Annotated in this window: 21 protein-coding genes; 10 read left to right on the top strand and 11 right to left on the bottom strand. The window is 40.8% G+C overall.

The features are described from left to right. Window positions 1-39 precede the first annotated feature (39 nt). From FC093_RS14280 to FC093_RS14255, 6 genes are all read right to left on the bottom strand, one after another. Window positions 40-924 carry a plastocyanin/azurin family copper-binding protein gene (locus tag FC093_RS14280; protein WP_137262473.1) on the bottom strand — a complete coding sequence of 295 codons (885 nt, stop codon included), beginning with the start codon at window positions 922-924 and terminating at the stop codon, window positions 40-42. Window positions 925-1,478: 554 nt separating this feature from the next. Next, window positions 1,479-1,853, bottom strand: a complete 375-nt coding sequence (locus tag FC093_RS14275) for a hypothetical protein (protein ID WP_137262472.1) — start codon at window positions 1,851-1,853, stop codon at window positions 1,479-1,481. 261 nt (window positions 1,854-2,114) lie between these two features. Further along, complete coding sequence (locus FC093_RS14270; RefSeq protein WP_137262471.1) at window positions 2,115-3,515, bottom strand: Gfo/Idh/MocA family protein; 1,401 nt, start codon at window positions 3,513-3,515, stop codon at window positions 2,115-2,117. Window positions 3,516-3,670: 155 nt separating this feature from the next. Next, window positions 3,671-3,988: an MmcQ/YjbR family DNA-binding protein gene (locus FC093_RS14265; protein ID WP_137262470.1), complete on the bottom strand. Its 318-nt coding sequence runs from the start codon at window positions 3,986-3,988 to the stop codon at window positions 3,671-3,673. 158 nt (window positions 3,989-4,146) lie between these two features. Then, entirely contained in the window at window positions 4,147-4,761 is a 615-nt protein-coding gene (locus FC093_RS14260) for an acetate uptake transporter (protein WP_137262469.1), read from the bottom strand. 387 nt (window positions 4,762-5,148) lie between these two features. Next, window positions 5,149-6,336, bottom strand: a complete 1,188-nt coding sequence (locus FC093_RS14255; protein ID WP_170971093.1) for a GAF domain-containing sensor histidine kinase — start codon at window positions 6,334-6,336, stop codon at window positions 5,149-5,151. A 363-nt stretch (window positions 6,337-6,699) separates the two neighbouring features. On the opposite strand from FC093_RS14255, the gene FC093_RS14250 reads away from it, so the two are divergent. After that, window positions 6,700-7,008 carry a hypothetical protein gene (locus tag FC093_RS14250; RefSeq protein WP_137262467.1) on the top strand — a complete coding sequence of 103 codons (309 nt, stop codon included), beginning with the start codon at window positions 6,700-6,702 and terminating at the stop codon, window positions 7,006-7,008. Here the strand turns inward: FC093_RS14250 and FC093_RS14245 are convergent. From FC093_RS14245 to FC093_RS14235, 3 genes are all read right to left on the bottom strand, one after another. Then, window positions 7,005-8,159: a methionine aminotransferase gene (locus FC093_RS14245; RefSeq protein ID WP_137262466.1), complete on the bottom strand. Its 1,155-nt coding sequence runs from the start codon at window positions 8,157-8,159 to the stop codon at window positions 7,005-7,007. The genes FC093_RS14250 and FC093_RS14245 overlap by 4 nt on opposite strands. A 124-nt stretch (window positions 8,160-8,283) precedes the next feature. After that, complete coding sequence (locus tag FC093_RS14240) at window positions 8,284-8,646, bottom strand: hypothetical protein (protein ID WP_137262465.1); 363 nt, start codon at window positions 8,644-8,646, stop codon at window positions 8,284-8,286. A 113-nt stretch (window positions 8,647-8,759) separates the two neighbouring features. After that, on the bottom strand, window positions 8,760-9,881 hold the full coding sequence (locus FC093_RS14235; RefSeq protein WP_137262464.1) for a mandelate racemase/muconate lactonizing enzyme family protein: 1,122 nt from the start codon (window positions 9,879-9,881) through the stop codon (window positions 8,760-8,762). Window positions 9,882-9,985: 104 nt separating this feature from the next. On the opposite strand from FC093_RS14235, the gene FC093_RS14230 reads away from it, so the two are divergent. From FC093_RS14230 to FC093_RS14210, 5 genes are all read left to right on the top strand, one after another. Further along, window positions 9,986-11,014, top strand: coding sequence for an MBL fold metallo-hydrolase (locus FC093_RS14230; RefSeq protein WP_137262463.1), 1,029 nt, complete (start codon window positions 9,986-9,988; stop codon window positions 11,012-11,014). A gap of 225 nt (window positions 11,015-11,239) precedes the next feature. Beyond that, complete coding sequence (locus FC093_RS14225) at window positions 11,240-13,822, top strand: ligase-associated DNA damage response DEXH box helicase (protein WP_137262462.1); 2,583 nt, start codon at window positions 11,240-11,242, stop codon at window positions 13,820-13,822. A gap of 538 nt (window positions 13,823-14,360) precedes the next feature. Then, entirely contained in the window at window positions 14,361-14,795 is a 435-nt protein-coding gene (locus FC093_RS14220; RefSeq protein WP_240743309.1) for a c-type cytochrome, read from the top strand. 436 nt (window positions 14,796-15,231) lie between these two features. Next, window positions 15,232-15,825 (top strand): FAD-dependent monooxygenase, encoded by a 594-nt coding sequence (locus FC093_RS14215; RefSeq protein ID WP_137262461.1) that lies wholly within the window; start codon window positions 15,232-15,234, stop codon window positions 15,823-15,825. A gap of 131 nt (window positions 15,826-15,956) precedes the next feature. Further along, entirely contained in the window at window positions 15,957-16,415 is a 459-nt protein-coding gene (locus tag FC093_RS14210; RefSeq protein ID WP_137262460.1) for a Rossmann-fold NAD(P)-binding domain-containing protein, read from the top strand. Window positions 16,416-17,006: 591 nt separating this feature from the next. Here the strand turns inward: FC093_RS14210 and FC093_RS14205 are convergent. Next, window positions 17,007-18,161: an MFS transporter gene (locus FC093_RS14205; protein ID WP_137262459.1), complete on the bottom strand. Its 1,155-nt coding sequence runs from the start codon at window positions 18,159-18,161 to the stop codon at window positions 17,007-17,009. Between the two features lie 20 nt (window positions 18,162-18,181). After that, window positions 18,182-19,264 carry a hypothetical protein gene (locus tag FC093_RS14200; protein ID WP_137262458.1) on the bottom strand — a complete coding sequence of 361 codons (1,083 nt, stop codon included), beginning with the start codon at window positions 19,262-19,264 and terminating at the stop codon, window positions 18,182-18,184. A gap of 478 nt (window positions 19,265-19,742) precedes the next feature. Here FC093_RS14200 and FC093_RS14195 point away from each other — a divergent pair, with 478 nt between their 5' ends. From FC093_RS14195 to FC093_RS14180, 4 genes are all read left to right on the top strand, one after another. Beyond that, window positions 19,743-21,470 (top strand): phospho-sugar mutase, encoded by a 1,728-nt coding sequence (locus FC093_RS14195; protein WP_137262457.1) that lies wholly within the window; start codon window positions 19,743-19,745, stop codon window positions 21,468-21,470. 326 nt (window positions 21,471-21,796) lie between these two features. After that, a complete protein-coding gene (locus FC093_RS14190) occupies window positions 21,797-22,603 on the top strand; it encodes a 2,3,4,5-tetrahydropyridine-2,6-dicarboxylate N-succinyltransferase (protein WP_170971092.1) in 807 nt (268 codons plus the stop codon). A gap of 270 nt (window positions 22,604-22,873) precedes the next feature. Further along, the gene (locus tag FC093_RS14185; RefSeq protein WP_137262456.1) at window positions 22,874-23,458 is read left to right on the top strand and encodes an HD domain-containing protein; all 585 of its coding nucleotides are present in this window, start codon (window positions 22,874-22,876) and stop codon (window positions 23,456-23,458) included. A 2-nt stretch (window positions 23,459-23,460) separates the two neighbouring features. Continuing rightward, a complete protein-coding gene (locus FC093_RS14180; protein WP_137262455.1) occupies window positions 23,461-24,339 on the top strand; it encodes a YitT family protein in 879 nt (292 codons plus the stop codon). Window positions 24,340-24,505 lie beyond the last annotated feature (166 nt).

The raw sequence follows: 24,505 nt of genomic DNA, 5'->3' as shown, positions 1-24,505 counted from the left end.
ATGAATATCTCCTTTAATAATACTTTCCAATTACAGTTATTATTGTACGACGACGACATGCTTTTCTGTAATATCACCCAACGTGAAAACAATATAATAGGTGCCGGGTGCAAGGCTGCCCATGTGGAAGTGCCCATTGTTCAACCCTTTTACGGCACTTAGCTTTTCTTCTTTAATTAGAAGCCCGGTTTGATTATACAATTTTGCCAGCATGGTTCCATCTTTATCTGCATTAAACTGCAGCATCAAATGTCCCGGGCTGCTTATAGGGTTGGGACTGAGACTGGTGATGAGTTTTGGAGTAATAGCACGCGTGTTGGCAAACATTTGTATAGGTGATAATTGCCGGTTGCCATTTACATCCACCATGGCTACCTGATAATAGATGTATTTATCCTGCAGTGCATCCCTGTCTTTAAAATTGTACAAATTTGAGGTGTTTGCATTTACTTTGGCTATTTCGGTAAAGTTGTTTCCATCGGTACTTCTTTGTATGGAAAAATAAGACACCTCTTCAGAAGAGGTAGTGTTCCACTTGAGCATTGCCTGAGCATTGTCTCCATTGATGGTAAAGTTATCTAAATTCGCAGTCAGCCGTTTTGTTACATTTAGAGTGCCTTTCATTACCGAAGCATGAATGGTACAATCATATTTATAAACTCCCGCTACTTTTAGTATATATCTAAAACTTTTATGGTCCACATCTATGGGCCTATCCCAGGCTTTTGCGTTTGCAGGGATGGACAATGATGTAGTAGTATGTTTACCGGTTACCCATTTCCATATGATGGTATCACCTACTTTAGCATTGACGCTACTCGGTGAGAACTGGAAGTTGGAAACTTTAATAATAATTCTTTTTGCAAAACTTGCTGATGAGATTGCAATGAACGCAAGCGTAAAGAGGAGGGTAATCTTTTTCATAGTATCATGATTAAGTGGTTTTATAATAAAGAGAAAATTTATTTAATGCAAATGCTTCAAATACCTCTTTGTACTGGTAAAATCATGAGTCTCGTTTTTCAATTTTATAAACAGGCAATTGGTTTATTATTCCGGGCTAAACAAGCATACAATGGCAAAGACTAAACAGTAACAGTAATTGTACAAGTTCTATCTCACTTTATAAAGATAAGGCAGAACTGTATTCCTTTTGCAAATACGCAAGCTTTGTAAAAAGGTTGCCTTTAAATTTATTTTTATGTTTTGTGCTGGCAGGTTTGGGCAGCTACAACAAAAGTACCTGCAGGGTTGCTATAAAGATTTTGCTATTAATAGTAAAGCTGTTTGGCGGTTCTATCTGATATTCAATCTGCATCGCCGTTTAAACGAACGGGAGAGATCGCTGCCTTGTTGTAGTACAGGAGATGTGTCTGCCGCTTTTGTTATGGCATGACGAACTTTAAACCTTGTTTATTCCGAAAATACAAAACGCCAGGTAATTTACTGTAAAAAAAGACTATAAAAATGAGCAGCAGTTATTCTACTTTCGTCCATTGGCTATTATTCAATATTGCTGCTCGTTGCTCACAAGCATCTTCCATTATCATAAAACTGATTGCATGCTCTTTTATGGCATATTTGTATTGTCCGGTAGTAGCTGTATCACATTCGCTTTGCCCGTACACTTTATGTAAAGTAATCACGCTGTTCGCAGTGGTATAAGTATATACTTCAATAACAGATGCTTCTCCAAGGTTGATGACATTCAACGTGTCTTTGCCAAATTGAAATTCTAAGTCCAATGTTTCATCTGCCTGAATGGTAGCCTTCCATTTTGTATTGGTAAGCTGTGCTTTTACAGAAACAATAGCGAAAAAAAAGAGGGTTAAAAGAAGGAAATATTTTTTCATATAGCAGGTTTTATTGATGAGTTAATGGTTAAGACACCCATCAGTGGTAAGTGGTTTTTGTCATGCTGACGAAGAAGGCACCTGAACATTGCTGTAGATCCAAGTCTAATTCAAAAGCGATTTAATTACAATTCACAGATGCTTCGTACCTCAGCATGACAAGTCCACATTTTGATTACAGAATTAATTGATATAAATAATTTGAAGATTTGTTTTCCTCATACTTTGAAATGCCGGTTAAAACAGAATGTGACAGCAACATTATACCAGCTTCATATTTACCGGATCCCAGCGGATAATCTTCTTTTGGAAATAGCTTTCGTTGCACGATAATGCCGGCACTGCTGCTCTGAAGCCAAAAACTGCGTCTTCCACTACCGGTTTACCTGTGCGCACCGAATCAAAAAAGTTGGTTACATGGTCCAGGTGCTCATCGTAGCCATCGGGTGCTTTAAAGTTCACATCCGGTTTCTTTGGGCGTTGTTTTTGTGCATCGGTCCATTTGGCATTATATGCCTTTGTCATGTCTTCCTGCATTTGTTTAGGAAACGTAAATACCGAATCGTAGCCGCCAAAACCAGGTGCTTCGGGCATAATGCTGTGCGAAATATGTAAATTATTACCATCTACTACCATCACGCCCTCCGAGCCAACAAACTGGGTTCTTTCCTGCCCGCCGGTGCCGCTGATAAAGTTTACCTGTAAGGTCAGTTGAAATGCCGGATGCTCCGGCGAATCGGGATACTGCATAATGCCGGTCATTACATCGGGCATGTTTCTGCCATCCTTCCAGTAGCTCAGTTGCCCACTGCTGTAAATGCTTTCCGGTCCTTTGGAGTTGGTGATAAAATGTGTTCCGCTCAGCAGGTGTATAAATAAGTCGCCGGCTACCCCGGTGCCAAATTCTTTATAAGCGCGCCACCAGAAAAACTTTTTAGGGTCATAAGGTACGTTGCCCACAATTTCCGCATATTTATTCCAGTCCAGCGTTTCGGGCGATGCATCTTGTGCAATGGTATATTCCCACGCACCAATGGAACTCTGGCGGTCATACACAGCATTCACCATATTCAGTTTGCCTATTTCGCCGGCGGCAAGCAGTTCTTTTGCTTTGGCGTACGTGATGCTGCTAACGCGCTGGCTGCCTACCTGCAATACTTTCCCGGTTTTTTTCTGTGTCTCTATTACCCCATAACCTTCACTTATTTTCTTTACCATCGGTTTCTCTATATACACCGCTTTTCCTTTTTTCAAAGCTGCCTCGGTTATATGCGCATGCCAGCAATCGGTAGTAGCAATAAGCACTGCATCAATGTCACTTTTGTTTAAGATATCTTCGTAGTTGCGGGTGGTAAACAAATCTTTACCATATAGCTCTTTTGCATTTTCGAGCCTGCCGGTATATAAGTCGCAAATGCCTGCCAGCTCGATGCCGGGCACCCGCAGCATTTCGCGCAGGTCGAAGTGACCTTGCACGCCAAAGCCTATTACGCCAAGGCGTATTTTATCGTTGGGCGATATTTTTCTTTCGTAATGTAATATGCGTTCTTCTGCTTTTTCTTTTGCAGCTAAACTGCTGAGTGGCGATGCGGCCGCGAGTAAAGAAGTAGCGCCGATTTGTTGTAAAAATTTCCTTCGCGAAGATTGGTTTTGATTATTCATATAGCAATTTTAGATGTGGATTTTGGCGGTCAAGATAAGGATTAAAATGATTGATACATATTGCTTTTACCGGTAAAAAATTTTTTGTTGCCGGCAACAGCAATCGCAACAATGATGGGAAAAAGGAATGTAGAAAAAATGAGGAAACATCGTTACTACTTATTTTTCTTCTTCAGTTTATATGCTTCCTGCAGTGCCGATTGTACCAGTTTTTTGGTTGCTTTATCAAGATTGATGGTTGTAGCCCCCTTTTTACCCCAGCCGTTTGGTATTGGAAAAATCACCTCGCTGCTGGGCGGACAAAACAGCACTTGCAGTTGTGGATTAAACATCAGGTTCACTGTTTTGTCTTCATAAGAAAGTGTGGCAAATATTCTTTTATTTACAGTAAAAGCAATACGATGAAAATGCGGTTTTTCATCAGTGCCTTCAAAAGAAAGTGCACACTTTTTTACTTCTTCCGGGCTTATCATGAACAATTATTATAGCTTTCAGAATTTATATTTTACTGATAACTATTATTACATTTTCAGCAATAATAATTTTCTAATAGCAACATCACATATGCTGGGTAAATCAGAAAGACCAGCTATTAACTATCAGTAACATCAGTTATCCTATAAGAATATCTTTACTCAATCTTCACTGTTGTTCTTTTTACGCCCAGCGGCAATACCGTTTTGCCATATACTTCGTTCAATACCTGCGCTACGCAGCCATAAAAAGCACTCAGGCCGCAAAAAATACCTTCGTAGCCTGCAATGATGTGCAGCGTTTCATTGCCGGTAAAATCGGCAGCAGCCAGCAGGAAAAATAAAATAGTTAGTGTAAAGAAAACTACCTGCAACATCCTGTTGGAACGTAAGGTGCCGATAAACATGAATAAAGTGAAAATACCCCATAGTAACAGGTAAAAGCCAACACTTTTTTCATCGCTGGCGTAGGCTGCGCCAAAGCTGGTTTTGGGTATCAGCCATAAAGCTACCAGCGACAGCCAGAAAGAACCATAAGCCGTAAAAGCGGTAGCGCCAAACGTATTGTTCTTTTTCCACTCCTGCAGTCCGGCAAAAATTTGGGCAATGCCGCCCATAAAAATGCCCATACCTATAATCATAGAATTGACGCTGTAAAAGCCTGCATTGTGCAGGTTGAGTAGAACAGTCGTCATCCCAAAACCTAATAAACCTAAAGGTGCTGGATTAGCCGTAGTGTCTTTAATAGCAAGTGCTGTTGGATTGTTAGTCATGGCATATAATCGTTTAGGTTTTAAAGATTCAGCATATTTGCATGATTACCAAAAGTTTTTTTAAGAAACTGTTTAAAAGTTTGGAAGACGGGGGCTATGGGGTTCGCAATAATCAAATTGCACGAAGTATGCTTCACCTGCATGATACCGGGAGTTAAATTTTTTGTGAGACTCTATGTTCTTGTAGTTTTTGTAGTTCAAGCAATTGAACTTAAGCAACCTCAAATAAAAAATCTGTAGCAAGCTTTCGCTCACTACAGATTTTTTATTTGTAATACATACAGCAGATTCTTTCAAAACTGTTCCGACACATTCAACACCTTCTACTTATGTTCATTTGGATGCCCTCCTACTTAACTGTATTAATTCGATACAAACAGGCTTATTTTAATTATAGATATTAAAAGAAACTGTTGTACCCTCACCTACTGTACTTTGTATTGCAAGCGAACTATTTATTTTACTCAAAAACTCCCGCACCAGCGATAAGCCTAAGCCGCTGCCTTTCTCGGCATTGGTACCAATAGTATAATAATTACCGTTCTCGTACAGCACCTGTTTTATCTGTTGTTCATCCATGCCAGTACCGGTATCCCTTACACTCAATAAATGCTGATTATCGGCAAATTGGTGTGCTACGGTAATGTTGCCTTTATCGGTAAACTTATTGGCATTGGTAAGCAGGTTGCGCAGTACAAATTCCAGCGCCTGTTCATCGGCAAGTAAATACGTTTCTTCAGGAATATCGTTGATAAACTTATTGCCCTTTAAAGTAACCGAAAATTCCAGCGGGCGCATTACCCGGTTAACAAGTTTATGCATATCTACACTGTCGGGCGCAGATTTGTTTAAACGCACATGCAGCTTACCCCACTGTACCAGGTTGTTTAGCAAGTCGAGTGTGCTATCCATTTGCTTGCGCAGCAAATCATTCATTTCGGCTGCTTCTTCTTCATCAAAATCTTTGGATTTATCATCCAGTAAATCCAGCATTACCCTGAAGGAAGCCAGCGGATTACGGATATCGTGACCAATAATGCTGATGATCTTGTTTTGCATTTCGCTCAGTTGTGCCATTTCGCGGTTGCGCACGCGCAGTTCTATAAGGCTTATCACATGCCTGGCAAGCACCTGGAGTGCTGCTTTCTGGTCATGCGTAAGGTGTCTTGGCTTTTTATCCAATACACACAGCGAACCTATTTTATAACCCCTGCTGGTAGCAAGCGGCGCGCCTGCATAATATCTGTAGGCAGATACAGCCTGTAACTGTGAAAGATGACGGAAGCGGGTATCTTCTCTTAAATCGGGCACTTCCAATACTTCTTCCTGTGCGATGGTATAATGGCAAACGGCTTCGTTGCGTTTTGCTTCGCAGATAGGTGTATCCACACTGGCTTTTACCCACACGCGGTCGCTATCCACAAATGTGATCAGCGCAACCGGCATATTGAAGGTTTGCGCCGTAAGCCTTACGATATCATCAAAATCGCTTTCGCTTGGTGTATCAAGTATTTCGGTGTGATATAGTTCGCGAAGTCTCTCGTGTTCAGAAATGTCTAATGTTTGTAATGACATAGTTGATATTGGATTCATAATACTGCAACAAATTTCCGTAACTCGGCGCATTCAAACCAGTCTTTGTCAAATTTTAACGGCTTTAAAGCAATTTTTATAGTTTGCTGTTTTGTTATTTACTTTAAATGATAATTTTTTAGCTTGAATAAAACAAAGGGACTTATTACCATGAGATTACGAATATCAAATTGCCACCAAGATAACTGCATCTCCTGTTTTATCCGTTAATTGTTTTTAAAGCCAACATTTCCAAGCTATGAAGGGATTTGATGAATAGCATTTTACTCTTTGCGCCTTCGCAGTGATAAAAACTGTCATTATCGCAGGCAATAAAAATGGTAGGTAAATTGTTTATATATTATCATGAAAAAACAGCCTTCTTTAGCCTTTTGTGTATTGATGGATGTGATAGGTTGCAGCTCCTATCTTCTGCCCGGCTGGGGCGAAATAATAGATGCAGCCTGGGCGCCTGTTTCGGCCATCATCTTTTTTATAGTATTTGGCAAAAAAGCCGCTTTTGGCGCTGTGTTTAACTTAGCAGAAGAATTACTACCCGGCACCGACCTCATTCCTACTTTTACTATTGCCTGGTTTGTACGTTATTTTGCCAACAAAAAGCAAAAGGTAGTAGCACTTAAACCATTGCAAAAGAAGACCAGTGTGTTAGGTTAAAACAATTGTTTAAGTCGTGCTGCAGCCTCGGCGAGGGTGGCTTCTTTTTTGGCGAAGCAAAAACGCAAAACCTTATTGTCGGTATGATTGGTATAAAAAACAGATGCAGGTATGGTAGCTACACCCACCTCTCTGGTAAGGCGGATAGCTAATTCAGCGTCGTTTTCATCGCTGAAATGTTGATAGCTGTAACACTGAAAAAAACTCCCGTGGCAGGCAAGCGGCTCAAAAGGTGTTGCCTGCATCAACAATAGCAAATAATCCCGTTTTTGTTGCATACTGTTGCTTAAAGAGAGATAAGCGGTAGCATCTTCCAGCATCATTGCCAGTCCGGCCTGCATGGGTGTGTTGGTGCTAAAGGCATTGTACTGATGTATCTTTCTAAACTCACTCATCAAGCCTTCCGGTGCAATGCAGTAGCCCATTTTCCAGCCGGTGCAACTGTACGTTTTGCCAAATGAAAAACATACAAAGCTCCGTTGCATCAGTTCAGGATACTTCAACACACTTTCGTGTTGCAGTCCGTCATAAACAAGGTGTTCATATACTTCATCGCTTATTACAACTATATTGGTGTTATTTACAATGGATTGTAGTTGCAGCAAATCGTTATTGCTCAGCACTGTGCCGGTAGGATTGTGCGGCGAGTTGATAATGATGGCTTTTGTTTTGGCGGTGATCTTCTTTTTTACTTCTTCCCAATCAATTGCATAAGAAGGAAATTGTAACGGTATAATAACCGGCTTTGCACCATTGACAATAATGTTGGGAATATAACTGTCATACGCCGGCTCAAACACAATCACTTCATCACCCGGCTGCAGTATAGTGGTGAATGCGGTATAGATAGCATAAGTAGCGCCGGGTGTAACGGTAATTTGAGTATCCGGATTAATGGTTGCATTATACAGTTGGTTTACTTTGTTGGCAATCCGTTCGCGCAGTAATGGCAATCCATTCATGTGCGTATATTGGTTTTGCCCTGTCAGCATGGCTTCGTGCACATGCTGTATCAGGCGTTCATTCATGTTGAAATCGGGAAAGCCCTGACCAAGATTAATGGCGTTGTGCTGCAATGCCAACTGGCTCATTACCGTAAAAATAGTGGTACCTACTTCGGGTAGTTTGGAATGTATAACCGGATGCTCCATAAGTATGTAAAAATAACAGTAGCCGGTAAGAAGAAGGAATTTATTTGTATAAAGATGTAGTATTTATACAAATGCAACAGATTTGAAATAACATGCAGGTAATGGATTAAATGAATAGCGCTATTTACTTGTTTCTCTTACTGCCTATCCACGACAAAGTACCAACCACCAGGCCTGTGACGCCCATTGCCAGCAATGTATTTCTTGCCCGTTTATTCCTGACAGGAAGTGCGAGGGAAGCAGTAAGCGCTACCACTCCCTGCGCAACATCTATAAGCGCATGTGTTTTGTAAGAAATCAACTTTACTGCACCCCACGGGGCATCGGTTATTAAACTGTAAGCCACATCTGCTGCACTGGATAGCTGGCAGAGCGTTGCAGCAGTTTTTTCTTCTTCAAAGCGGAAGAGCTTAGGTGCCATCCATACAAGCGGTATATAACCAATATCTGCAATAATATGATAGTTTTTAGGAATGCCTGTAATCATGTTTATTAAGTTTAAAATACACCTGTCAATTACAGTGCCGCCTGTTATTTCATTTCGGACAAGGCGAAGAGGAACGATGGCAGCGTTTTGATTCAACTTATTTTCCAGGCAAGTTACTCAATAGTTACCTGCTCTGCTTTTTCTAAATATTCGTCTTTAATTGCAGCCCCCAATCCCGGTACGTCCGGAACTTCTATTACACCCTTTTCTTTATATAAAATTCCATCCCGTACCGGATCTTCGGTAAACATCAGCGGCGTATCAAAATCGCAATGCACAATATGCCCATCACTCAATGCCAAATGTGCACTTGCCGTCATACCCAGTCTCGATTCCATAAAACCACCAATTTGCAAGTGCATGTTGGCTGTAGCAGCCAGTTGTACTATTTTCATAGCATTTAATAAGCCACCTGTTTTGCCCAGTTTAATATTAAACATCGGGCACGCATTCAATGCAATCAATCGTGCTGCATCATGGTGGTCACCGCAGCTTTCATCTGCCATAATGGGGATTGGACTCATTGCCGATACCTTACTGAGTTCCATAAAACGCCAGCGAGCAATTGGCTCTTCGCAATGCTCTATGTTGTAAGGCGCTAAAGCATTCAAAATAGCAATCGCATTATCAGGCGTTTGCCAGCCCTGGTTGGCATCTATCCGTAAGGGAATAGCACTGCCAATGCCTTCGCGGATAGCTTTTATTCTTGCAACATCGCTCTCCAGATCTTCGCCTAATTTTACTTTGATAGCAGGAAAGCCTGTTGCCTTAAACTGCATGGCGTCCTGTTGCATTTTTTCGGGTATGCCAATACTCACCGTCATATCCGTGGTTAGTATTTTATCCTTTTTACCACCTAAAAACTGATACAACGGCACGTTGGCATGTTGTGCAGCAACATCGTGCAGCGCCATATCAAACGCACTCTTGATGCTGTAATTGGCATAAATGGTTTTATCCATTATGGTGCAACAGGCTGCTATATCCAATGCGTTTTTACCTTTCAATACTTTGGCAAAGTATTGCCCTACAATAAAGCAGGTATCTACACTCTCGCCATTGATGGTCATGTACGGACTGCACTCTCCAAAGCCGGTAATGCCATTTTTTGTTTTAATAACAACAACAATATTTTGCACATGATATATAGGTCCAAGCGATATAACAAAGGGCTCTTTCAGCGGAACAAATAATTTGTAAATGCTTACAGTCTGGATAGCGTCAACATTAGGCATAGCATATTTTTTGCTAAGGTATTTTATTCAGTATACAGATTATTCAAAGCTCATTGTTGGGTATTCACCAATAGTCGTATATCTTTAAGCCCAAACTCCGTTACATGTTTGCATCGTTTGGTAAAGATCCCGCAGGAAAGGAATTGGATACCCTGAAACAATCGCCCAACTACAGGAATAATCAGTTTCAAAATGTGGTACCAACAGCCACTTTAGCCGAAGATGCATCTATAGTAAAAACGCTCTGGCATTTTATTAATAAACCAAAAAGCAATAAGCCGCCAAAGCCTTTGCCTGCTGTAAAAACCGATTTGAAACAAAGTATCTCTGATAAGCCGGTGATTGTTTGGTTTGGACATTCCTCTTATTTCATCCGTGTTAACAGCATCAATATTTTAGTTGATCCGGTATTCAGCGGTTATGCGGCGCCTTTTTCTTTTATGAATAAAAGCTTTGCAGGTACAAATGTTTATAGTATTGATGATATGCCCGCTATTGACGTATTGCTCATTACACACGACCATTACGATCATCTGGACTATGAAACAGTGACTAAACTACGCCCGAAAGTAAAGCACATTTATACATCGCTGGGTGTTGCATCGCATTTGGTGTATTGGGGCTATAATCAACAAAATATTACTGAATTAGACTGGTGGCAAAGTGTAACTATTACGGATAATTTGCAGTTGATTGCCGCACCGGCGCGGCATTTTTCCGGCCGGTCTTTCAGGCGGTTTACTACGCTATGGTCTTCTTTTATTTTAAAGACGAATGAGTACAATATATACATTGGTGCAGACAGCGGGTATGGTAATCATTTCAAGGAAATAGGAGCGAAGTATGGTCCCTTTGATATGGCTGTTTTAGAAAACGGTCAATATAATGTAGCGTGGCCGCAAATACACCAGTTTCCCGAGGAAGCTGTGCAGGCTTGCATAGATCTGAATGCAAAAGTGTTGATGCCGGTACATTGGGCTAAGTTTGATATCGCCTTGCATCCGTGGGATGAGCCTATTAAACGGCTTACCAAAGCGGCAAAGGAAAAAGGGGTGCAGGTAACCACGCCAATGATTGGCGAGCCGGTGGTTATTGATGGTGTTTATCCTTGTTCGGAATGGTGGCATTTGTGAGTTGTTGTCATTATGCACAACGCGCCCGCAAAGACCAAATTAATATAAGTACGCATAGGCGGCAATTTGCAGAATAATGTGCTACTTGCTTTTTTACTTTATTAAATTAATCTGCTTTGTTAATTGCACCAGCACATTATCTCAAAGCCTTTTAAATGTTTATTTTTGAAACTGTGTATAACATAGTTTTCATACGGGTAGTCTGTGCAGGAGGACGGATTGTTTATGCCTAACAATTCGCTTGCCCTACATTCCACGCCAGGCTACCAGGTTGTTCGTCAATGGCTCGCCGGTAAAGACTTTTATCCATTTCCATTTCAGGAAGAAACGTGGCAGCATATCCTTAATGGCAAAAGCGGATTGATGAATGCACCCACCGGTTGCGGCAAAACTTTTTCGGTGTTTTTGGGCACTGTTATTCAGTTCATCAACCTACATCCAACTGATTATTTACGCAGGAAAAATAATGGCTTGCAGCTACTGTGGGTTACGCCTTTGCGTGCATTGGCAAAAGATATTGGCCGTGCAATGGAGCAGGTGATAAATGAGTTGGGCATGCAATGGCGTATTGGCATTCGCAATGGCGATACGGATGCGGGCGAACGCCAAAAGCAAAAGCGCAATATGCCCGAAGTACTCATTATTACACCCGAAAGCCTGCATCTTTTACTTACCCAAAAAGGCTATCCCGGATTCTTTAAAACACTTAAAATCATAGCTATTGATGAATGGCACGAACTCATTGGCAGCAAGCGCGGCGTACTCGTGGAGTTGGCAATTAGCCGCATCGTGAATTGCAGCAAGCCCGATGCAGGATGCCAGATACCTGGTGCCAGTTACCAGCAACCGGCAGCCAGCAACCGGAAATCAGCGACCAATAACCCTCATCTGTCATCTCCCAATTGTCATCTCTCTCTCTGGGGCATTAGCGCCACCATTGGCAATCTGGAACAGGCTATGGAAGTGTTGCTTTCGCCATTGCAACTTAACGGAAGTGTAATTGTAAAAGCTAATCTCAATAAGCAAATTCATGTAGAATCTATCTTACCGGATGAAATAGAACGTTATCCCTGGGCCGGGCATTTGGGGCTTACACTGGCTGAACAAATCATTCCTATTATTGAGCAAAGTAATACTACGTTGATCTTCATCAATACGCGGGGCATGAGCGAGCGATGGTACCAAAAGCTGCTGGATATTGCGCCACAATTAGCGGGTGCTATTGCCTTGCATCATGGCAGCATAGAGCACGAGTTGCGCAACTGGGTAGAAGAAGCATTGCATGTGCAAAAATTAAAAGCGGTTGTTTGTACAGCAAGCCTTGATTTAGGCGTTGATTTTCGTCCGGTAGATACAGTCATTCAGGTTGGTTCACCCAAAGGGGTTGCGCGTTTTTTGCAACGTGCCGGTCGTAGCGGACATGGGCCAGGCGAGGTAAGCCGTATTTATTTTTTACCCACCCATTCTTTAGAATTAGTAGAAGCTGCGGCTTTGAAGGCTGCTATTAAAGCGGAAATCATTGAAAGCCGCGAACCGATGTTGCTGTGCTTTGATGTGTTGACGCAATATCTCTGCACTATTGCTGTTGGCGAAGGCTTTAAGCCGGATGAAATTTATGATGAAATTAAAACCACCTATTGCTTTAGCGAAATTACAGAAGAAGAATACCTGCATATTCTTCACTACATTACTAAAGGTGGCGATGCATTGGCACAATATGATGAGTATAAAAAAGTAGAGATAGGAGAGGACGGTATTTATAGAATAAAAAACCGCGGTATAGCCATGCGGCACCGCATGCACATTGGTACGATTGTAAGCGATGCCATGCTGAAAGTAAAACTGCTCGGCGGCAGCTATGTGGGTATGATAGAGGAATATTTTATCAGCCGCTTATCACCGGGCGATGTATTTGCATTGGCTGGTCGAACATTGGAATTAGTGGGCATTAAAGACATGACGGTGATTACCAAAAAATCCAATGCCAAAAAGTCTATTGTACCAAGCTGGAATGGTGGCAGGATGCCGCTCTCAGCCAATTTGGGTGTGATGCTTAGACAGGCATTTAATGCCGCACTTACAAGAGGTAAAAAGCCGGTAGAAATCTCTGTATTACAACCATTATTTGAATTACAACAGCAACTTTCGCATATACCCAAAGCCGGCGAGTTATTAATTGAGCAAATTGTTACGCGCGATGGTTATCACCTCTTTGTATATCCGTTTGAAGGCAGGTTGGTGCACGAGGCAATGGCTGCTTTGATAGCATATCGCATCAGTCGTATTACCCCTATTACTTTTTCTATTGCTATGAACGATTATGGCTTTGAACTGTTAAGCGACCAACCCATTCCGGTAGATGATGCGAATGTATATGAGTTATTTTCTATCCAACATTTAATGCAGGATATACAGGCGAGCGTAAATAGTGTAGAGATGGCGCGGCGTAAGTTTAGAGACATTGCCGTAATTGGGGGATTAATTTTTCAGGGCTATCCCGGCGAACATAAAAAAGCGCGGCATTTGCAGGCATCGGCGTCTTTGCTGTTTAATGTATTCAGCGAATACGACGCTACCAATTTGCTCTTGCGGCAGGCTTACCAGGAAGTGTTTGACCAGCAGATGGAGGAAGTGCGCCTGCGCAATGCCTTGCAGCGTATTGTGAGCGAAAACATTATACTGACTTTTCCGGACAGGCTTACACCGTTTTGTTTCCCTATAAAAGTGGACAGCATGCGGGAGAATCTGACTTCAGAAAAGCTGGAAGACAGAATACAGCGGATGCAGGCGCAGCTGGAGCGGGACTGAGTGGAGCTAAGAAAACAGTTGCGCGCAAATCAGCGTGCATCTGGTTGGACCGGCGCAGGTTGTTGGTGAATGTTGCGTATATTTGGGAGTTAGCAGAAATACTATCAGATTCTAACAATTTATGAAAATTTACTTCTCTGACTTTTTTAATGAAGAATCTCTACTTGAATTATATGGAGCTTTTAATATTTTTCTCATTAACGACTTGCCTTTGTTTATTGACCGTTCTTATTATTTGGTAGCAAAAAAGAAGAATATCAAGACTTACATAAGTCAACTATAAAATATCTCACATTTTTAAAACAAAAGGCTGGAAAAGGAATTTCTCACGACTATCAAACACAGTCTTAGTATATATTCTGTGCCACCTCGAACACCAAGCCTGCACTCGTTGCCTGCTACTTCATTCTTTGACTTTCATCATGACAAAAATCACTTCCCAAAAATTAAATAAGAAAATATATTTACTTTCAACGCGAAGCCAATGACAGGCACAAAAGAGCAAAAAGTATAGCCAGGTTATAAAAAATTGACTCTAATGAGGCGTAGAATTTATATGTTTAGAAAGAAAAACACACTTTTAATCGGATGCTTATTATCTGCCACATTTTATCTGCTTAGTTGTGACAATAAACCTAAACAAGAGAATAAGAGGAAAACGATCGATTACATAAAACAAATACCAGGTATAAATGATAGCATACCTGTTGAAGTAGCCGATAAGGGTGAAGTTCTGATCGCTTATTCAGATTGTTATACCTGTCATAAAGAAGACCAGCGATCAGTGGGGCCGGCTTTTAGAGATATAGCAAAAAGATACCCTGTAAACAAAGTTTATATTGAGATGCTTGCCCATAAAGTAATCATCGGCGGACGTGGAAGCTGGGGATCTGCGGTAATGGACCCACATCCCGAGCTTTCATTTGAAGATGCGAAAACAATGGTTACCTATATTCTGTCGTTGAAAAAGTAATTCACTGATGCGTTTGCAGAAATGAACCGGACTGCCATTTGAATTGCCTATGTAAGCGAGGGAAAGATTTCCTTGTTTTTTGAAAACAGAAAATTATAGTACCGGGAATAGTGCGTTGTAGGAGGTGATGAATTAATCGAACTTACCTTATAAAGAAGAAAAAGCTAAAATTCAGGAGTTATAGGAAATAAAATCGCATACAACAATTGCATTGGTAAAATGCCGGCTGAAGAATAATTATTCAACAATAGAATAGCTTACAGGGCAGAAGAAACGCTATTCCGGTACTTCGGCAATAGGTAACGTTGTGTGCAATTGTAAATGACATGTCCTCAAGATTTATTTGGCAACAGGCCGCAGAGGAAATCAGAGCTTTTTTAAATTCCGCCACACTGCCAATGCTACAATGTGGCAATGCTAAAACATCAATCCAATAATGGACAATAAAAACGTTTTAATATCAGGTGCAGGAATAGCAGGCTTGACTCTTGCTTACTGGCTAAAAAAATTTGGCTTTAACCCGACCATTATAGAAGTCGCACCCAAACTCAGGAAAGGTGGCTATGCTATTGATTTCTGGGGTGCAGGATTTGACGTGGCAGAAAGAATGAAGATTGTGCCTGACCTGGAGAAAGTTGATTTGAATATATCAGAGGTCGCTTTTGTTGATGAGAATAACAAACGAAGGGGCGGAATGAATTATAAAGAACTTAAAAAGATGATGAACGGGCGTGCGTTGACATTACTTCGCAGCGATTTATCAAAAGTAATTTACTACCATCTTGATAAGGACATTGAAATTATCTTTGGAGACCTAATTCATAAAATTGAACAGCATGATGAAGGAGTAACCGTACACTTACGTAGTGGCAGCACCCGTTTATTTGACCTGATTGTTGGCGCTGACGGATTACATTCAAATGTGCGAAGCCTTGTTTTTGGAAGCGAAGCACAGTTTGAAAAATACTATGGCTATTACACCGCTTCATTCACTATTGAAGATAGCGTTTCTCATGGCACTTATTTCTGACATACAATATTCCATGTAAACATGCAGCCGTTTATTCTCTTAATGGGCGTAAAGCTGCAACGTTTTTCATTTTTACTTCGCCGTCAAAATTATCTTATAATCATCATGATGTAGAAACGCAAAAAGAGATTTTGAGAAGTGAATTTGAAAATGCGGGCTGGAAATGCGCCGAATTGCTTTCAAAAATAAATACGGCTCCCGATTTCTATTTTGATGTGGTAAGTCAAATTCGGATGAGCTATTGGTCTAAAGACCGTATAACATTGGTTGGTGATGCTTGCGATTGTCCGTCATTGTTATCAGGGCAAGGTTCAACGCTTGCTATGGTGGGCGCATATATACTTGCGGGGGAGTTAAAAGAAGAAAACGGAAATTATAAAGCTGCATTTGAGCGATACGAAAATATTTTCAAACCGTTTATTGAGCGTAAGCAGAACATAGCCCAGACCTTTGCAAGGTCGTTGGTTCCTAAAAGCAAATTAGGTATATGGTTGCGAAATACCTTTACCAATCTTATGTTTTTGCCGTTTGTTTCCAGGCTGTTTATCAAGCAATTCATAAACGACAAATTGAAGCTTAAAACTTATTAATGCATTACCACTAATACGTGTATTTGCAATAGCGGGATTAGAAACATTAAACACCCGGCTATCAATCATTATCAGCTTTTGTTCCCGTTCTTCAGGGCATTAGCGTGGAATACCCTGAAGAATAAGAAAAAAGCATATCTCAAATATGCTTCTGTTTCGTGCTCAAATAAACAAAAGCATATCTTGCCTTTCCTTATTGCCTATACTTACAGCAGTTTAGAATATTCCGGAAGAAACCTCTTTATCGCTTACTTCGAGGCGCGCTGGCGCTAACATTCTGTATAACTACAATTCGATGGATTAATTTCGATAACTTGTAAATTGTGGTTTGTACACAATTTTTAGTACGATTTGCAGTATCGCTTAATTTCAGATAACAGGAGAAATACAAAAAGGTAATTAAACCTTTTCGTAAACGGGATGATAGAAAAAGTTATTCCTTGTAGCAAAATCTTCATAACATCGCTGAAACCTTACGTTTAAAATGGCGACAATGTTATTAATACAACACGGAATCTCCTTCGGAAAAGTCCTTTACAACTAATACAACTAAAGCATACAAATAAGCAGTTCTGTTTAAGACAGTCGCTGTTACTCAAATTCCACCTTTGCTGCCAAAATGATATTGCAAAAAGCCAGAGCCGCTATCAATGTAAACGACCATTTTAAACTGGAGACTTGCGCTATAAAACCAATTGTGGGCGGACCTAATAAGAAGCCTAAAAAACCAATGGTCGAAACCGCCGCAATAGCCACACCGGCAGACATGGTTTTGCTTTTACCCGCAACACCATAAATTAATGGTACAATAGATGAAACGCCAAAGCCCACCAATAAAAATCCAATAGTTGCCGGTATTAAAAACGGGAAAATAATTGCAATCGTCAGGCCGGTAGTAATCAATAAGCCACTGATCTGCAAGGTTGTTTTTTTCCCAATCTTGTTCGTTAACCAATCCGCTACAAAACGCCCGGTTGCCATCGTACTCATAAACGCCACATAACCCAGCGTTTCCAACTCTTTTGGTGCTGCTACTACTTTTTGAAAATATACACCGCTCCAGTCAAACATAGTGCCTTCGGCCACCATGCTGCAAAAAGCAATAAGACCCAGCTTCAATAAAGTAGCATCCGGCTTTGCAAAAATGGGTTGCGATGCCGCACGGTTATCGGCAGGTAACAATTGTTTAAAGAATAATAAATTGAGCGAGAGCGCAACAGCCGTAATAATAGCAAAATGCACCGGCGGAATAATATGTGCTGCAATGATTACCGAACCAATCAATGCGCCCGAAAAGCCCGCCAGGCTCCATACGCCGTGAAACGATGCCATGATAGAACGGCCATACATACCTTCTACGCCTACTGCTTGTGTGTTGGCGGCAATGTTGCACATGTTTCCCCACAATCCAAATACAAACAATGCGGCAGCAAGTTGCCAGCGTGTGGCTGCTAATCCTAAAAAGATAAGTGTAATTGGATATAAAACAGCGCCAACAGTTAATGCTATACGGCTGCCATATTTACCCACAATCCAGCCCGATATAGGGAGGCTCGTCATCAATCCAACCGGCAATGCAAACAACACACCGCCGAGCTCACCATCGCTCAATTGCAGTTCTAATTTAATATCGGGAATACGGCTTGCCCAGGTAGCAAAGCACAATCCAAAGAGAAAGAAAAAACTACTTACGGCTATACGGTGTACCCGTTGTATAGGTAAGCGCGCCAATAGTGCTGTTGCCATGCTGTTATGTTCCAAAAATATTATGGTTGATTATCCAGTTCAAAATAGGAAAGCCTGCAATTTACACCCGGTGGCTTTCCGTCCACCATTAATAGTACTCCTTTTTTGTATGATGTTATTCCTTCCCAGTTATCACATTGATAACTAATAATTTCTTCCTCCTGCCAGCTTACGGTATTGTTGTGTATATGCAGGCTGATGACTCTGGAAAAACAATCTTTTAATAGGTTGCCGCCATGCAGTTGACTTTGTGCTGCTGTCAATTGTTTACTTGTATAAACTTTATTTGTGTCGCCTGTGAAATAATAATTAAACTCGGTGGCTTTTCTGCCAGTATCTTTTTTAAAGTCATTATAAAAGAAATTCATCCCCAGCAATGCATCATTGCCTGCACTGTCTTTAATGGCTGTTATATCTGTTAAGCGAAAGAGCAATGGCTTATTAAATTGTAAAGACTGCTTGTGTGTAAAATCGGTATTAAAAGTATAACCTGTTACTGCGTTTGAAAGATTATTGTTTTCGTACAAAGCAACCAGCTTTTTACTTGCGGGCAAATAAGTTAAACTTTCAAAACCGGCATTATCAAAGCGATAGTTTGGCTTTTGCAGAGCTAGTATGTCTTTTGGTTTAAATACCACGCGATATTTATCTTCTTTTTCCTTAATAACTCCCTTTACCACGTAACACAAACTGTCTGTTTCTACCGTAAAGAATATGGAATCATCAACTGCAACAGCCGCTTCAAAGCCACCATATTTGTTGTGTTTGCCAATGGTTTGCTGAATGGAATGAATAATGTTGTGGAGTGAAGTATCAAAAATTATTGTAGTGTAATGATAAACAGAATCAGCCTGATGTTGTAAAACCGAATCAATGCTTAATGTATCAATGGCTATAATGTTGTGCATATCTGTATCCGAAACATGCTGCGGAATGAGTAATACAAAGTTTCTCCATTTTAGTAATCCTGAAAACTCATTATCTGGTGCCGTTGCCTGGCAGCAAATGAGGATATTGTTTTCGCTTGCAACAGGCGATAGCTGGCAGTAGTTAGTAGTTGGAAAGAATAAAATAGCCCACAGTAAAGTAATAATTGATTTCATAGTTGAGCAGTTATACAATAGTAATATAATTTTGGTAAATAAATGTTAGTGATAAATCAGAGAACGCAAGCTGTCCGTCATTCCGCAAAGCTGCCATTTTACACTTGCATTCACTTGTAGCCGGCGGTGGACTTGGGCACAATTTGTAGATAATAGTATAATCAAAGTAAATACAACAGTTGAATAAGCAATTTCTAACAATTATTTGCAGATATATTATTCCTCAGCTTTCGCATAAAGCGCCCGCAAACTTTTAGTAAATAAATTTTCATACCGGGCGGCAATCGCGGAATGATGAGCAGTATTGCTCCTTATCAATTTAACTACGCATAATTGCAGCTTCCATCTATTTCATTCATAAGCAATGTCTTATTCTGCCATTACTTCATAAAACTTTATTCTAAACACAGCAATTTAATTATACTTGCATACTTTTTGTTTTTCTACCAATCTCTTTTAACCACTTAATATACACACAATGGATGCTGCTATACAGGAAAAAGTAAATACCTGGCTCACTGGTAACTACGACCAGGATACTAAAAATGCAGTGCAACAACTGCAACAAAACAATCCCGATGAGCTTACCGATGCTTTTTACCGCAACCTCGAGTTTGGCACCGGCGGCTTGCGCGGCATTATGGGCGTGGGTACCAATCGTGTAAACAAATATACCATTGGCATGGCTACGCAAGGCTTTGCCAACTATCTTAAAAAGACGTATGGCGATAAGGAAATAATAATGGTAGTAGGGCACGACAGTCGCAATAACAGTCGCTTTTTTGCCGAAACCACTGCCAACGTTTTTGCTGCCAATGGCATTAAGGTGTACTTGTTTGATGCATTGCGTCCAACGCCTGAAATCTCATTTGCTATTCGTAGTCTTAAATGCGATGGTGGTGTTATTTGTACCGCATCGCACAACCCCAAAGAATACAACGGCTATAAAGCTTATTGGAATGATGGCGGGCAACTGGTGCCGCCACACGATAAAAATGTAATAAAAGAAGTAGAAGCGATTGCCAGCGTGGATGATGTGAAATTCACCGGTGGTGAAAACAATATTACCATTATTGGTAAAGACATGGATGAGGCTTACATCAACATGGTAAAAAGCCTGAGTGTATTGCCGCATGATATATCAAAACAGCACGACCTTAAAATTGTTTATACGCCTATCCATGGTACGGGCATTATGCTGGTTCCGCAGGTATTGAAAGCATTTGGTTTTACCAACGTTACAATTGTAGAAGAACAATCAACACCTGATGGCAATTTTCCAACTGTGGTATATCCAAATCCAGAAGAAAGTGAAGCTATGAGCATAGGCTTGAAGAAAGCCAGAGAAATAGACGCAGATATTTTATTAGGCACCGATCCCGACAGTGACCGTGTAGGTATTGGTGTAAAAGATAATAAGGGTAATTGGGTGCTGCTGAATGGTAACCAAACAGCTGTACTTGCCTGTGCATACATGATTGAAGCACGTAAAGCACAAGGCTTGGCAAAGCCTAATGATATGGTAATAAAAACGATTGTTACTACCGAATTGATTGATGAAATAGCCAAACAAAATGGCGTAGCCTGCTATAATGTGCTCACCGGTTTTAAGTGGATTGCAGAGTTGATAAAAGAAAAAGAAGGCAAAGAAAATTATATTATAGGTGGTGAAGAAAGTTTTGGTTTGATGATTGGTGACCAGTTGCGCGATAAAGATGCGGTATCGGCTGTGGCTTTCCTCTGCGAGATGACTGCTTATCTCAAAAACAAAGGCATGACGCCTTTTGAGAAGTTGCTGGAGCTATATAGAAATTACGGCTTCTGGCTCGAAAACCTTATTTCCATCACCAAAAAAGGTATGCGTGGGCAGGAGGAAATTGCAGAAATGATGCAAGGTTACCGCAATAATCCGCCAACAGAGATCAATGGTTCGCCGGTGCTGGAAGTATTGGATTATCAAACAAGCAAAGGCAAAAATTTGGTAACCGGAGAAGAGAGGGATATTAAATTGCCCAAGAGTAATGTGCTGCAATTTATATTAGCTGATGGCACCAAAATATCAGCACGTCCATCGGGTACAGAGCCTAAAATAAAGTTCTATTTCAGCGTGCATACTATACTCGAAAGCGATGACGAATATGAAGCTACAAAAGCTAAGCTGGAAGACCGCATTAAAGGCATTATTGCTGATATGAAGTTGAAGTAATTTTTTGCTTTTACAGCGGAGATCAGGAGTGAATGGAGGTTACATAAGGATTAGTTTCCTGTTAAAAAATTTAGTTACCTCAATTCTATACTATTTACTGTAAGCTGTTTTTTGTACAAAAATATAACGATGCAGTGCTTGCGGCATTGCATCGTTTGTATATAGGAGAATTGTATCGTTACAAAATATTTACCTGCTTTCGTTCAAGTATATCAGCAACCTATCTTTGCGCAGCTGCATTTAAAATAGGAATATTGCAGGTAGCTATAAGATTTAAAAACAAACATATAATCACTATTAAAAATCCCCTTTCAGGGGTGTGGCTTATGAAAGAATTAATATTGGAAGCCTGGAACAACCGGGAACTTTTAAAGGAAACAAAATACACCGATGCCGTAAAAGCCGTAATAGAAGAAGTGGACAAAGGCCGCCTGCGCACGGCTTCTCCAACAGAAGACGGCTGGGTAGTAAACGAGTGGGTAAAGCAAGCCATTCTCCTGTATTTTGGCATTCAGCAAATGCAAACCTTTAGCTTACCGCCATTTGAGTTTTACGATAAAATGTTGCTCAAGAGCAATTATAAAGAATTAGGTGTTCGTGCAGTGCCGCACGCTGTTGCACGCTATGGTGCGTACATTGCAAAAAATGTGGTATTAATGCCAAGCTATGTAAACATAGGTGCGTATGTAGATGAAGGTACGATGGTGGATACCTGGGCTACTGTTGGAAGCTGCGCACAAATTGGCAAAGGTGTGCACCTGAGCGGTGGCGTAGGTATTGGTGGTGTGTTAGAGCCTTTGCAGGCTTCGCCGGTGATTATTGAAGATGGTTGTTTTTTGGGCAGCCGCAGTATTGTAGTGGAAGGTGTGATTGTGCAAAAAGAAGCAGTGTTAGGTGCTAATGTAGTGCTTACACAATCCACCAAAATTTTTGATGTAAGCGGCAGCGAGCCAATCGAGTATCGCGGCATTGTGCCGGCAAGAAGTGTGGTCATTCCAGGTACGTACAATAAAGATTTTCCGGCAGGAAGCTTTGGCGTAAGCTGTGCCTTAATAATTGGCAAACGCAAGCCCAGCACCGATTTGAAGACCAGTTTAAATGATGCGTTGCGCGATTTTAATGTGAGTGTGTAAGTTTACAACAGCAAAGACATAAAGGCGCTTGCTGGCACTAAGCAGTTGTCCTCTCTGTGTTCCGCCGGACCTTAACTCATATTCCTCTGTGTTTAAAGGAATATCTTGTGAAAGCAAAGCGTTCAACTTCGTTCGAATATCAAAAACCTCCTGTTCCGGAGGTTTTTTTTATCAGCAATTCACGATATTAATGCTTTACTTTAATTTGCTGAACTAAGTTTGTAAGAATAATTTTTTTATTAATAACGATAAAACCATACTTCTGCATACATGAAAACAAAGGAGTTGCAGCATTATATATTAGACCTTTTAGAAACGAAGTTGCCGCCGCATTTATATTATCATAATAAGGAGCATACACAGTATGTAATGAATGCTGCCCGGCAACTGGCAACGGCAGAAAAGGTATGTGAGCACAAAATGGAGTTACTCCTCACTGCTGCGCTACTGCACGATGTTGGCTTTATCAGAACTGTAAAGAACCACGAAGATGCAAGTTGCGATATTGCAAAGAAACTACTGCCTTCGTATGAATATGATGCTGCTGCCATTGAAGCCATTTGCGAACTGATAATGGTTACAAAACTGCCACAACAGGCACATACTCCTTTAGCCTACATCCTGTGTGATGCAGATTTGTATTATCTTGGCACAGACAAGTTCTTTGATCTTGGAGAAAAACTGTTTAAAGAAATGAGTGCTTTGCACCTGATTGGCTCACAGGAAGAGTGGGATGAACTGCAGGTGCAGTTCTTATCTTCACACCATTACTATACTGCTGCTGCCAATCGCTTATTGTACGAAAAAAAGCTGGCTAATCTGTTTACCCTTAAAGCCCGGATGAGGCATTATTAACCATGAAAAATGTAAGAAAAATTCACTTGCCTATACACTTCAAAGATTTGTTGCTGATGACGGTAGGCGTTATAATGGCGGGCTTTGCACTGGAAAGTTTTTTGGTGCCAAACAAATTTTTCGATGGTGGCGTAAGTGGTATTTCACTGCTCATTCACGAAATATATCATGTGCCTTTGCCTGTAGTATTGGTAATAGCCAATCTGCCTTTTATCGTTATGAGCAGTTATGTCATCAATAAAGAGTTTGCTGTTAAAATGTTTGTATGCGTAGTGCTGCTGGGTGTTTGCTTTGCTTATTTCCCTTATCCAAAGGTAATAGTAGATAAACCGCTGGTTTCTGTTTTTGGCGGCTTCTTTCTGGGTGTTGGTATTGGCCTTACCATCCGCGCCGGCAGTGTATTGGATGGCATAGAGGTGCTGGGTATGTACACGGGAAAAAGATCGAGCTTTTCTGTAACCGAAATTGTGTTTGCTATCAATGTTATTATCTTTTTGATAGCCGCTTTAAAGTTTGGCATACAAACATCTTTATACTCCATGCTTACTTATTTTACGGCTTCTAAAACGGTGGATTATGTAGTAGAAGGTATTGAAGAATATACCGGCGTTACTATTATTTCTTCGCGAAGCGAAATAGTAAAAGACAAGCTGGTAAACGAATTAGGCAGAGGCATTACCGTGTATAAAGGTGAGCGCGGCTACCTGCCCGGCAACTTTGAAGTGCATAATGATACGGATATTATCTTTACCGTTATTACCCGACTCGAAATGCGCAAACTGAAAAATCTATTGCACGATATAGACCCTAATGCATTCATATTTGCCAATACAATTAAAGAGGCTTCAGGCGGCATATTAAGACGAAGATCAAGGCATTAGAGTGGTGTGAGTAGTGAGTGGCTGTGCACAACTTAGGACTTTAAGCTTTGTATTCATAAGTGTCCGAAAGCTGCTGAAGTGCAATCTTACGCTACGTCATTGCGAACGGAGTGAAGCAATCTGTGGATGGTAATACAATCAAACTAAGCCTTCTATATTGATGTAA

Source organism: Ilyomonas limi (assembly GCF_005233845.1).
GTDB classification, from domain to species: Bacteria; Bacteroidota; Bacteroidia; order Chitinophagales; family Chitinophagaceae; genus Ilyomonas; species Ilyomonas limi.
This window is presented reverse-complemented; position numbering and strand designations above follow the sequence as displayed.